The 11,332-nt window shown below is 60.2% G+C and carries 13 protein-coding genes; 9 read left to right on the forward strand and 4 right to left on the reverse strand.

Annotated elements, in window-relative coordinates; translation table 11 throughout:
• Positions 1–624 (reverse strand): DUF1120 domain-containing protein (locus tag AC07WC_RS17520; RefSeq protein ID WP_495211133.1); only part of this gene is annotated, 624 nt, incomplete at its 3' end.
• A gap of 580 nt (positions 625–1,204) precedes the next feature.
• On the opposite strand from AC07WC_RS17520, the gene AC07WC_RS17525 reads away from it, so the two are divergent.
• Together AC07WC_RS17525 and AC07WC_RS17530 are read left to right on the forward strand one after the other, a co-directional pair.
• Positions 1,205–1,861, forward strand: coding sequence for a DUF1120 domain-containing protein (locus AC07WC_RS17525; protein ID WP_495211134.1), 657 nt, complete (start codon positions 1,205–1,207; stop codon positions 1,859–1,861).
• A 134-nt stretch (positions 1,862–1,995) separates the two neighbouring features.
• On the forward strand, positions 1,996–2,655 hold the full coding sequence (locus AC07WC_RS17530) for a DUF1120 domain-containing protein (RefSeq protein WP_495211135.1): 660 nt from the start codon (positions 1,996–1,998) through the stop codon (positions 2,653–2,655).
• Between the two features lie 104 nt (positions 2,656–2,759).
• On the opposite strand, the gene AC07WC_RS17535 is transcribed toward AC07WC_RS17530, so the two are convergent.
• Positions 2,760–2,906, reverse strand: coding sequence for an integrase core domain-containing protein (locus tag AC07WC_RS17535; protein ID WP_495211136.1), 147 nt, complete (start codon positions 2,904–2,906; stop codon positions 2,760–2,762).
• Entirely contained in the window at positions 2,884–3,450 is a 567-nt protein-coding gene (locus tag AC07WC_RS17540; protein WP_495211137.1) for an integrase core domain-containing protein, read from the reverse strand. The genes AC07WC_RS17535 and AC07WC_RS17540 overlap by 23 nt, the downstream gene beginning before the upstream one ends.
• Positions 3,451–3,697: 247 nt before the next feature.
• Here AC07WC_RS17540 and AC07WC_RS17545 point away from each other — a divergent pair, with 247 nt between their 5' ends.
• The 3 genes from AC07WC_RS17545 (at position 3,698) to AC07WC_RS17555 (ending at position 8,565) form a co-directional block, all read left to right on the forward strand.
• On the forward strand, positions 3,698–4,354 hold the full coding sequence (locus AC07WC_RS17545) for a response regulator transcription factor (protein ID WP_495211138.1): 657 nt from the start codon (positions 3,698–3,700) through the stop codon (positions 4,352–4,354).
• Between the two features lie 1,016 nt (positions 4,355–5,370).
• On the forward strand, positions 5,371–7,755 hold the full coding sequence (locus AC07WC_RS17550) for an ATP-binding protein (RefSeq protein WP_495211139.1): 2,385 nt from the start codon (positions 5,371–5,373) through the stop codon (positions 7,753–7,755).
• A 147-nt stretch (positions 7,756–7,902) separates the two neighbouring features.
• Positions 7,903–8,565, forward strand: coding sequence for a LuxR C-terminal-related transcriptional regulator (locus AC07WC_RS17555; protein ID WP_495211140.1), 663 nt, complete (start codon positions 7,903–7,905; stop codon positions 8,563–8,565).
• A 242-nt stretch (positions 8,566–8,807) separates the two neighbouring features.
• Here the strand turns inward: AC07WC_RS17555 and AC07WC_RS17560 are convergent, their stop codons facing one another.
• Complete coding sequence (locus AC07WC_RS17560; protein WP_495211141.1) at positions 8,808–9,335, reverse strand: helix-turn-helix domain-containing protein; 528 nt, start codon at positions 9,333–9,335, stop codon at positions 8,808–8,810.
• A 144-nt stretch (positions 9,336–9,479) separates the two neighbouring features.
• Between AC07WC_RS17560 and AC07WC_RS17565 the strand changes: the two genes are divergently transcribed.
• From AC07WC_RS17565 to AC07WC_RS17580, 4 genes are read left to right on the forward strand one after another with little or no spacing between them, the layout of a single operon-like run.
• On the forward strand, positions 9,480–9,731 hold the full coding sequence (locus AC07WC_RS17565) for a hypothetical protein (RefSeq protein WP_495211142.1): 252 nt from the start codon (positions 9,480–9,482) through the stop codon (positions 9,729–9,731).
• Positions 9,724–9,924, forward strand: a complete 201-nt coding sequence (locus AC07WC_RS17570) for a hypothetical protein (RefSeq protein WP_495211143.1) — start codon at positions 9,724–9,726, stop codon at positions 9,922–9,924. Before AC07WC_RS17565 ends, AC07WC_RS17570 begins: the two co-directional genes overlap by 8 nt.
• Positions 9,917–11,023, forward strand: a complete 1,107-nt coding sequence (locus AC07WC_RS17575) for a replication initiation factor domain-containing protein (protein WP_495211144.1) — start codon at positions 9,917–9,919, stop codon at positions 11,021–11,023. The genes AC07WC_RS17570 and AC07WC_RS17575 overlap by 8 nt, the downstream gene beginning before the upstream one ends.
• Positions 11,020–11,325, forward strand: coding sequence for a single-stranded DNA-binding protein (locus AC07WC_RS17580; protein WP_495211145.1), 306 nt, complete (start codon positions 11,020–11,022; stop codon positions 11,323–11,325). The genes AC07WC_RS17575 and AC07WC_RS17580 overlap by 4 nt, the downstream gene beginning before the upstream one ends.
• Positions 11,326–11,332: the final 7 nt, after the last annotated feature.

Here is an 11,332-nt window from a genome sequence, read left to right on the forward strand (position 1 = left end):
GACCGGCAGGTTGGTGCCCGGCAGCGCCGCTGCACTGGCCCAACCTGTGAGCGAGGACACGCCAGCATGATCGGTTACCGTCGCGAAGTTATCGTTACTGCGCAGTGCACGCACGGCCACACCATCTGCCTGGACGTCGCTCAGGGTGATGGTGTACGAACCGATGTCCTCATTGGCCGTCGTCTGGCCCAGGCCGAAGCGCAGGCCATCGGCGTTGGCACCAGCGCTGGCGGCGCGCAGATCGACACCGCGCAGCGCCCAGCTGCTGGCGCCGACGCAGGTGACAGTCAGGCCCACAGTCTGAGTGCCGAGCGGGGTCGGGGTGGTGGCGTTCAGAGTGGACGGTGCGATCACGCCGAAATCAACGATGCCGCCGGCCGCCAGCGTCGGGGTGCAGGATGCCGGGCGAATGGTGCCTTCAACGGTGAGGTCGACGGTGTTGACCGCATGTGCGGAGGAAAGCGCCGACAGCGACAGCAGCGCACTAGCGAGCAGGGCAGGGGTCTTGTTCAAGGGAAACTCCAGCGGAAAGTTATAGGTTGGCTTGGTCGAATGCCCGGAAATCGGTGGATTGCCGGAAATATCTCGCCCTTCGCAGGTGGTGGCGATGGGCGATAGAGCCATCGTATGACAAAAGGCTGGGCTCGGGGGTCGAATAAATTGCAAATCTAACTGCTCGCGCGTGGGTGCATGGATAATCAGGCCCGATCCGTAGAGTTAAAGATCTGCCCTGAGTAAGGGGTGGAGCTCCTGCGCTGCGCCGCCAGAGTGGTGCCAAGCATCAGGGGTTCCGAGGGCGTCCGCATCCGCCGGCGCGAATATCAATCAACTTCATATCCGCCCTCAGTGCGCGCGGGTGAAGGGGGGGGGGCTCACCCCCTGGGCTTGGCCAGATGAGCCTAGGCGCCAATGAGTGCAATAAATTCGATAGATAATTGCGATCAATGCCCGCAGCATTCGTTGCATGGTTGCCCTGTGGGGTCATAGGCCGAAGCCGCGCAATAGCCGTGCATAGTGAAGGGGCTTCATATCACTGTGCACGGCATGTTTACAGTTAATTGTTGGTGCCCACCATCAACCTGAGTAGCGCCTGCCATCAATAAACGCGGGTGGGCACATTTTGGGCTTTTCGATGCACATGCAGCGTCAGCGGAGGTATCGAGAGCTGCGGTGTAATTTTATTTTAAATCAACGAGGTGTACTTATGAAGAGGCTTCTTGTTTGTGCTGCCCTTGCCGCAGTCGCCAATATTCCCCTGGACGCCAGGGCGCAGGCGTCGGATCTGACGGTCGCTGGCAGCATTCGACCTGCCTCATGCACCCCGAACTTAGAGGGTGGCGTGATTGATTATGGCGACATCGGATTCTCAGACCTTTTCCGTGATCAACAAACTTCACTGCCAGTCCGGAGTTCGGCACTGGTCATTGCTTGCGATTCGCCTGTTGCATTCCATCTCAGGCTTGTCGATTCCGTCGAAGATACTGCCGTGCTGGGCTTGTCGGACTCGGGATGGGCGATTCTTGATCGCGATGCCCTTGGTATGGGGAGCGTAGAGGGAGTCAACATCGGCGCCTGGGTGGCCGACATTGCTTTTCCCAGAGATCAGGCTGGCGAAGTGCATATGTGGGTAGCATCTGATGATAATGGCGGAAGCTGGCAGATTAAGTATAACGAGGCTCGCCTCAATAGCAGCCAACTCTTTGCGGTCAACGATGTAAATCTCGGCTCGGCCTTTCCTGCCCCACATCAAATGATCCGATCGACGATCCGAGTAAAGCCGCATGTCCGCCCGAGCGCTGAGCTGCCATTGAAAAATAGCTTCTCCATGAATGGGCGAGTCACACTCGAGATTTACTATTAATGCCAAATTATGTGAGCATTGATTGCGGTCGGAAGACTTGTGGATTTCACCTGTCCACGACATCAATCCAATTGTCGGTCAACCGCTTTCGCATCGCCGGTAGTTGAGATTCAATTAATTAAACGAGTCATTCAATGAGTAAGCCTTTCACCCTTGTCGCCGCTCTGGCCGCCATTATTTCCATTCACGTTCCGAAGCTCGCCAGTGCCAATGACCTGGTTGTTGGTGGTACAATTCGGCCCGCCTCGTGCGTGCCGCAATTTTCGGATGCTGGAACAATTGATTATGGCCAAATTTCGACAGACTCACTTAACGCTGACATTCAAACTGATTTGCCAATGCGCACAGTGGAACTCACGATCACATGCTCCGAACCGACTTCCGTGATGCTCAAGTTCAGGGACGAGGAGGCGGGTAGTGCAGTGCAGGGGCTGGTGGATAACGGGAATGTCATTTCCGGCGCCAATGCGTTTGGCCTGGGCATGGCGGGTGGCATCAGCATTGGCTCCTGGGTGGCGGATCTCAGGAACGTATTCGACAATACCAATACTGTCAGGACATGGATCGTCTCCGATGATGCGTCTACGTGGGCCGGCCCTTATTACACGATCCTCGCCAGCAATAATGATCAGACGTTTGCAGTAGCCAGGAGTGGTGGGCAGGCATCCCCCGGCAACTACCGTAGTGTGCGTTCGAGCATCAACATCAGGCCACATATTCGGCCGGCAAACGAGCTGAACTTGGAAGATGATATTATGTTGAGCGGGCACCTATCGCTTGAAATGAGCTATTGAATTCCCGACCTCACTACCAGTGGTTGGAAGTGAGGTCGCGGGAATAACATGAAGACAGCCGAGCGTCGCGCGACGATGTAATGACCCGCCGGTTCCCGCTCAGGTCATGCGGTTAATGTAGCGGCATAGGCCACGTCCGGGGCCATCATCTTCAGCGCCTGATGAGGGCGCTGTTGGTTGTAGAGGGTGATCCAGTCAGCAATCACCCGTGTGGCGTGTGCCTGGCGCTCAAAAGCGATGCCGATGCACACATTGCTCCTTCAACGTTCGGATCACCCGTTCCACCATCCCGTTCTGCTGTGGACAGTGCGGGGTGATGAGCTCCTGCTGCAAGCCATAGCTGCGCACCAGGCGCGTGTAGTCGCAGCTGGTGATACCGGCCCGTTGTCCGAGCGCAGCAGGGAAGGGGCTGGCACCCTCCCCGGCGTGCCGTAGCGGGTAATCAGCGCCTGCTCCAGCGCGGCCGAGGTGGTGCTGGCCTTGCCGGTCCGTGACAGCTGCCAGCCAAGCAGCTCTAGGGTGCCGCAGTCGATGGCTCAGCCAGCCGTCCTTGCCACCCCGGCCCCGACACGGGTCGGTGGCCCAGCGCTGGCCTGGCCCCTGCGCGCGCGACACCTTGGCTTCAATCCGCGGCCGCTGGCCAGGCGGGCGCTTGCGCACCTGCCAGCTCTTGAGTTGGACGATCCGCTGGACCGTGTTCTTGTTCATACCCAGCAGCGCTGCCACCGTGCGATAGCCGAACGAGGGCTCGGCCTCGATCATCTCCTTGATCGGCTCGGCCAGCTCCGGCTTCACCTTGGGCGGTAACCGGGTCGGTTTGCTGCAGGAGAGGGGCAGATATTGAAGGCTTGACGGATGCACTTGCGGCAAGGGGACCCGGCTGATGATAGGGAAAGATGGCAGTGCATTGCTGTTCAGGGATCAGATCATCCTTTAGAGGAATGTGCAAAAGTGTCGTGACACTCTCTTTCTGCAACGGAGTTGCTTCACAGCTATCAAAATTTCTGACACTGTGAATTCACCCTTCATGGACCGAACGCCCATGTTTTCCGACAGTCGTGTGATGCTGCTTGATGATCATCCGGTGCTCCTGCACGGCCTGCGGGTGGCGTTGCAGGCGGCAGGTGGATTGTCGGTGGTCGGCAGTTTTCAGGCCGCTGGCGAGTTCATGGCGGCCGTCGCCGCCGATCCAGCAGGTGTCGACGTCGGAATCGTGGACTACTCCCTCGGTCCGGACGACGGGAATTGCCTCAACCTCCTGATGGCGTTGCGACGCCTCTATCCGGCGCTGCCGGTGCTGGTGTTGTCGGCGCAGCACAACGGGCCGACGGTGGCTGCCGCGCTGAAGGCCGGGGCACGGGGATATCTGCCCAAGTCAGCCTCCCCGAGCGTGATCGTACGGGCTGTGGATGATTTGAGACGTGGCCGGTTGCATGTGGTGGCGGATATGGAGCACATGCTCACCGGCAGCGGCGGCGCGCTGCCTTCTCCGGAGCAGAGCACCCATGCAGTGCTGTCATCCCGTGAGCGCGAGGTGTTGCTGGCCTTGCTGGAAGGGTTGACGGTGGATCAGGTCGCGGTCCGCTTCGGACGGGCCGCCAACACTGTCAGTGCGCAGAAGCGCGCCGGGTACCGCAAATTGGGCGTGCGCACCAATGGCGAGCTATTCAAGCTGCGCCATCTGTTCGCCCTGAAGTGATGCCGGGCCCTGGCTGAAAAATCGGATTGATGCGTTGATCATGTCCTTGATCGGCTCGACCAGCTCCGGCTTCACCTTGGGCGGTAACCGGGTCGGTTTGTAGTACGTCGTGCGACGTGCCACATCGAACCGCTGCACAGCTTGGTCATCGGCACCGCGAAACCGTCCTTCAGACCCTGCTGGACCGAGCGCATCAGCTCTCGTCGGTGCCTCCCTCGAGAAAAGTAACGCCTGAGCAGGTTTTCAGTAGGTCATTACACGCGCGCGCTCGGTTTCGCAGGGGATCGCCACTACCTCCGCGTCATGCGCCGCGACCAGATGGAGCATCCACGGTGTACCTCGTTGTGCGAACGCGGCCGGCGGGTGCAGGGCACAGCCCGCTTGGCGGCGAGGATCTCGCTCTGCGCGAAGAGACTGCCGAAGGCCGGATGCGCGTCGTCGGACGCGGCGGGGTCAGTGCCACTTCGGCATAAGCAGCGGTCTCCACCTTGCGCCGGCGCCTTCCAGAACGCGCTCGTTGGCCTGTAGACGCCCCAGCAGGCGCTCCGGGCTGGGCCGCGTCCGGACGTGATGCTGGCGCGCGAGCGTGCGGCCGTACACCTCCATCTGTTCAGCGCTTACGGCGCGTCACGCAGGGCGACGTCCATTGGTATCTCACACTGCCAGTGAGGCCAGCAGCCGCAGTAATGACAACTTACACAGTTAAACCAGGGCGTCAAGATGATGAGCGAGGTTGATGGCGAAGTGGTATGATTATGTGATGCCATCATTCAAAAATAACGTTCAAGTTGAAGTTATGATGGATGCCGATGGTAACGATAGCGCTTGATCAGAGCGCCAATGGAATTTAAGAGGCGAAGCAGGGCTATCAGGCATCACCCTCTCTGCGCCCCCACTCTTTCGAGGCTCGCAGCCATGATGAATATTGCGACCAGCTCCGAGCGCCGTACATTGCTGTACGGCGAGCATCAGCCGGTCCGCATTGGGCGCGACCGGAGAGTCATGGGGCGCGTTGAATGAGCCGCCGTTGGTCGAGAGTATTGGTCAGTGCATGGCTGCTGATTTTCCTTTGCGGGATCGACTCCGCTGCGAATGCGGGTGACGCGCCACTGACGCCCGAGGAGCGCCGGTGGATCGCCGGGCACCATTCGATACGAGTAGCGGTGGATCCGAGTCAGTGGGAGCAGCTGGATGTCAACCGCATCGATGGCATGGATCGCACGCCGCTTTCCGGGTATGTCGACCTGGTCAGTCAACACGCCGGCCTCCAATTTCAACCAGTCCGGACTGATTCGCTGCAGGCGTCGTTCGAGGCGGTTCGCAGCGGAAAAGCGGAGCTAATGCTGCTGACCGCCTCCCCGGTGACGCTTTCGGGAGGGCTGATCAGCTCGCCCCGCTATTACGCAGGCTCAACTGTCTTTGTGACGCGGCAACAGTTTCCGCTACTTCTTGACCTCGACCAACTTGAAGGCCGGACGTTGGCTTTCCGGAAGGGTTCCGGCTACGAAGATTGGCTTCGCCTGCATCGTCCTGGCATCAAACGACTCCCAGCCAAGGACATGGTTGCTGCGCTGGCTGCCGTGGAGAGCGGGATGGCGGATGCTGCCATCGGCCTGGACGCCGTCATCCGCCCCAACGTGCGCCGGGACTACGCAAGCTCCCTGCGTATCGATGGCGTGGTCAAGCAGCTCCCCGTCAACGTACAGCTGGTCAGTCGATCGGACCAGTCTCTGCTTCTGTCAGTCATCGACAAGGCGGTTGCGTCCATCACCGAGGCCGAGCATGCCCAGCTGCTCAGTGACTGGATGCAGACGACCTACTTTGGCGCACCGACTCCGCGCGCGATTCTTCGTTACTACTGGGCAGAAGCACTGGGTGTTTCAACCGGCATTGTGCTGTTGTTGGTGCTGCTGATCACGGCACGCCGGGCGCGCCAGGCCGCTCGACGCAGTGCGCGCGACAAGGCGCGCTTCCTGGCCATCATGAGCCATGAGGTTCGAAACGCGGCCAACACCATCTCCGGATCGGTGGAGCTGATGCTGCGTGTTGACCTGGCGCCGCGGGAGCGAAGCTTAATGGAGTCGGCTCACGCCGCCGGTGGGCACCTGCGGCGCATGCTCAACCAAGCGCTCGATTACTCGCGCGCGGATGCTGGGCAACAGTTGAATCCCTTGGAGCCCTGCGATATCCGGGCGATGGCACTGGCGTGCATCGCCGAGCTGCATCCCGAGGTTGTTCGCAAGGGCTTGACCGCCGAGGTCGAAACTCCTGGCGGTCCGCCGCCACCGCTCATGCTGGACGCAATCAGCACCCGCCAGGTCCTCGTCAATCTGCTGGCAAATGCTGTGAAATTCACCAATGCTGGGAGCATTCGGGTGGTGATGCAGATCGATGGGCACGGGGCCGGCAAGACCAACCTGCGAATGGTAGTGCATGACACGGGCATCGGCATTTCGGTCGAGCAGCAGAAGGAGGTGTTCACACCGTTCTCCAAAATCAACTTGCGAGTGGCGCAGTCATTGAGAGGGGCTGGGCTGGGCCTATCCATCTGCAAGAGCATCGTGGAAGGCATGGGCGGCACGCTCGGCTTCCTCAGTGAAGAAGGTGTCGGGACCACTTTTACAGCCACAATTCCCTGTAGCGTCGCACCGGATCCTGGGACGACGGATGCGTCGCAGCCTCGCAGCGCGAAGGGTCTTGCAATGGCGTCACGGCACCTGCCCACTATTCTGGTTGTCGAGGATCACCCGGGCAACCTGCAACTGCTGCTCGAGCAGCTCCGCACACTAGGTATCGAGGCCGTCGGTGCCGTCGATGGATTGGGCGCAGTGGACGCGCTTCAAAGGACTCGTTTTGATGTGGTCCTGCTGGATTGTGATCTGCCTGACATCAGTGGCTATGAAGTGGCACGTCGAGCAAGAGAGTTGGAGCGGAACAGTGCGCGCGCACCGGCCAAGCTCGTCGCCATCTCTGCTAGCGTGGAAGGTGCCCATCTGATCCGGTGCCAGCAGAGTGGCGTGGATCATGTACTCCGGAAGCCGCTGCCGTTAAGTGAGCTTCGTGAGCTGCTTGATATCACCCTGGTGGCGGAGTCCGCCCCCCACTCCTCCGCCGTACTGGACGTTACCGGCATCTTCATCCGGGAGGCCCGCCGGGATCTGGAGGCGATCGATATCGCCATCCGCCGCCAAGACCTGGTTGCTGTAACGCGGCACGCACATCGCATCAGCGGCGCAGCGATGGTCGTGAGCGAGGTCCGCCTGGCTGATACGGCGCTGGATCTCTCCTCCATGCAGGCGGAATCGGCGAGTGTATGGGAGGAAGTCGAGCGCCTGCAACGAGCCTTGCGGAGGCGGGTGCAGGAGTTTGCCGTTCGCTGCGGCGTGAAGGATGAAGGCTGAAAAAAGTCGCCTTTTCATTGTAATTCGATGGACGACCCGTGATTGAGAGGGGTACTGTGTGTGGAAATATAGCCGGCCGACAGGCAGAGCCGTTGCCCCCCCCCCCCCCCTCAGCCAGCCCCTTCTTCCCAGCTAGAACCGTGCCACATGACCCCGGATATCAACGTTATTGCTCTTGATGACCACCCAGTCCCACTTTATGGGTTGACGGTTATGTTCCAGCCCGGTGATGGCATTGTGGTGAAGAGCGCCCATACTACAACGCAGTCTTTCATGGCCGCGCTCGGAGCCGATCGCAAGGCCTATCATGCTGCGATTGTGGACTATCAGCTCGCGCCTGAAGACCTTACTTGCGAGGAGCTGTTGGCGAATGCGCGCAGCAGCTTCCCAGACTTGCCGGTGCTGGTCCTATCTGCTCAGTACAGCCATGTTGCCGTACAGTCCATGCTGCGCGTCGGCGCCCTTGGCTTTCTTTTCAAGACGGCCACGCCGATCCAGATCGCTGCCGGCCTGCGCGATATTGTCAATGGGCGGCGGCATTTAACACTTAAGCCGGAACCTCCAGAAGGGCGAATGAAACTTCACAACACGACGCCCCGGAATGATGAGGCCTGCGCCTCGTTGACTGCACGGGAGCGCGAGGTGTTGGCACTTGTTCTGAAGGGCATCACTACCAACGAGATCGCAGAGATGTTGGAGCGCGCCGCGAGTACAGTAAGTACCCTGAAGCGCGCCGCGTACCGGAAGCTGAGGATTCAATCGAACCTCGAGCTGTTCAGAATCAGGCATTTACTCAACCTGGAGGGGTAGTCCACGCACTTTCACCGCAAACGACCAAAATTCCGGCACCCCTAGTTTTGCCGAATTATCAGGAAAGTCAAACAGCTAAGCCCCCAGAGAGGGCCTGCTGGAAAGCAGCGGCAGGCTGTAAAGCTAAAGCATTTTTAGCGCAACGGCTTAGTACTTGGTGATGGCGCCACCGGCGCTGGTATCGCCGCGATAGCGCTTGGCCACCTCGCCTACGACGCATTGAAGCTGGCAATATGGCAACATCAGCGCAAATCGATGCGGCTACGGCTACGGCTACGGCTACGGCTACGGCCACCGCAGCCGTTTGCGGGGCTGCAGCCGGGAGAGAGAGAGGGGGCGAATCGCAAGCCACGGGAATTCCCGCTAGCGACCGCCAGACCAAGTCCAGGCTGTTGGTTGCCATTTCGCATAATGTATACAGAGTCGCTCGAAACATGGCCTGTAGCGGCCTGAGCGTCGACAGGTGGGGCGAGGCCGACCCCTAGCGCTAGGGCCATAGCGGCCGTGGCAAGGCGCCGCGCAAGAGCCGCCCAGACCTTCCCAGCCTTGCCTTCCGCTCGCACGGCTTTGATCGCCACTAGCCACTGCAATGGGTCGTCCTTAGCCATCTCGGCCAATGCGACGATGTTCTCTTCGGACGGATAGCTCTCCCCGTGCCGCCACTGGCTGATTGTCTGCCGGTGCTGTCCCAGCGCGCTTGCAAGTGCGTTGTCCGACGTGAAGCCACGCCCAGTTCTGGCCTTGTCCAGAAGTGTTGCCACGATGCTCATGTCCAGTGCCCGCTTGACATATGTCCAGTAATCAATTTACATGCCTCCCTGTCACGTGACCACGTGACACCCGCCAGCCGGTCCCCCTAGGCCGCTGGCGGGGATCTAGGGGCTAGGGGGAGGGGACAGGGGATGCACGGATACATGTTTGCCATAGCGGCCGCAGCAGCGCTCAGCGTTGTGGTCGGAATCGCTCGTCTCGTTGCGTGGGGTATCGACCGCAGGGAAGAGCAGGGCACCAAGTCGATTCGTGACGCAGCATTCGCCGCCCAGGCATCTGCTGAGTTCCTTCCGACCCCTTCCCACCTGCGTCATCTCGAAATCGAAGCCACCAAACGTGGCGATCTTCTGGCTGCGGCGCGCTTGGCCGAGCGAGCGGAGGTAATCCATGACTGATTTCACCATTACCGCGTCTGCGGCCGATATCAAGACCTTTACCACTGTCATGTTCTGGCTGTGCTTTGCCGGTGCCGCCATCGGTGCAGGCCTCATCGGCCTGCTTCGAGGCTTGCTCGCCGAGTTCTGGTATTGGCATCGCGCCAGCCGTCGCCTTGCACGTATGCAGCGCCGCGAGGTGGCCCGTGGCTGACGGCGCGGGAGCGACGGCAGGACTCCCCTCGTCTAACAGGGGAGTCAGTGAATTCAGGAACGAGGATGGCACCCTGACGGTCGGCATTGACTGGCTTTCTGCTTCGGTAGATTTGTTCGCGGCTCTCCGCGAAACCGGGTTCCTTGATCGCGACGGCCAGGACGAAGTTCGCCAGTGGATCGACGCCAGTGCGGATAACGCCCGCGTCGCGGCATTGCAAGTTTTCTGCTGGTTCTTCGCCGGGCTCGGCCTCGAACTTGACGATACCGCCAGTGGCGGTCGCTTCTACACATGGCGCGTCAAGATCATCAACGCGAGCAAGCAGTTCGTGGGCATGATCGAACTCGGAGGCGAGGAATGCCGCCGTGCTGATGGCACCTACACCGCCCGGATCGAGCTAACCGGTGACGGCTGCAAGACATTGAGCGCAGCGCGCTGCGGCCATGCGAAGCGGTGGCTGGAGCTTCGAGCGAAGCTCGAAAGCTGCGCGGGAAGACTAACCCGTGTGGACGTGTGCGCGGATGACCTGATCGGGAAGTATCCACTGCGCCTTGCACAGCAGTGGTACGCCGAAGGCGAGTTCGACAACCGAGGTCAGCGCCCCAAGGCACAGACGGTGGACGACCACGATAGCGGCGACGGCAAGACGTTCTATGTCGGCGGCAAGAAGTCTGAAAAGCAACTGCGGGTGTACGAGAAGGGCAGGGAGCAGGGCGACAAGGGATCAGAGTGGGTGCGCTATGAAGCGCAGTTCCGCAATTCAAACCGCAAAGAACTGTCCCTTGATCTGCTGCGTGATCCGGCGTCCTACCTGCTCGGTGCATACCCGGTATTGAAGTTCCTCCACTGCGTGGCGACACGTCTTGAAATCACGAAAGCCGCAGTGGAGGCAACGTGGAAGAGCGCACGTCGCCACCTCCGCCGTCAGTACGGCGCAACTCTGACATTCATCGTTAAAAACTGCCCAACGCCTGATGCGTTGCAGGCGGTGATCGAATCCTGCACCTCGCCAAAGCTGCCGAGGTGGGCAACAGGTGACACAGCAGCGCACTGGCCCGAACTCGCGGGCGTAAACCAACCTGAAAGGGGTATTGCATGAACAACGAAATCAAGGTCACCGTCCTGAACGCCACCGTCGACGAGCGCGGCGGCACCTTCAAGGACGACGAAGGCAAGGACCGGGAGTACACCACCCGCAAGCAGAAAGCCAAGCTGGAAGCCGGTGGCTTCGCCTATCCGTTCGATGTTCGCCTGGACAAAGGTCAGACCGCGTACCCGGAGGGTGACTATGTGCTCGACGTCGCCAGCATGGCGCAGGTCAACAAAGGCGTCCTGAACCTGAGCAAGTTCACCGTGCTGATCCCGGTCCAGAAGACGGCGCCGCGCGCCTCGGCAACCTAACTCATGG

This window comes from Stenotrophomonas sp. GW821-FHT01H02A (genome assembly GCF_059422145.1).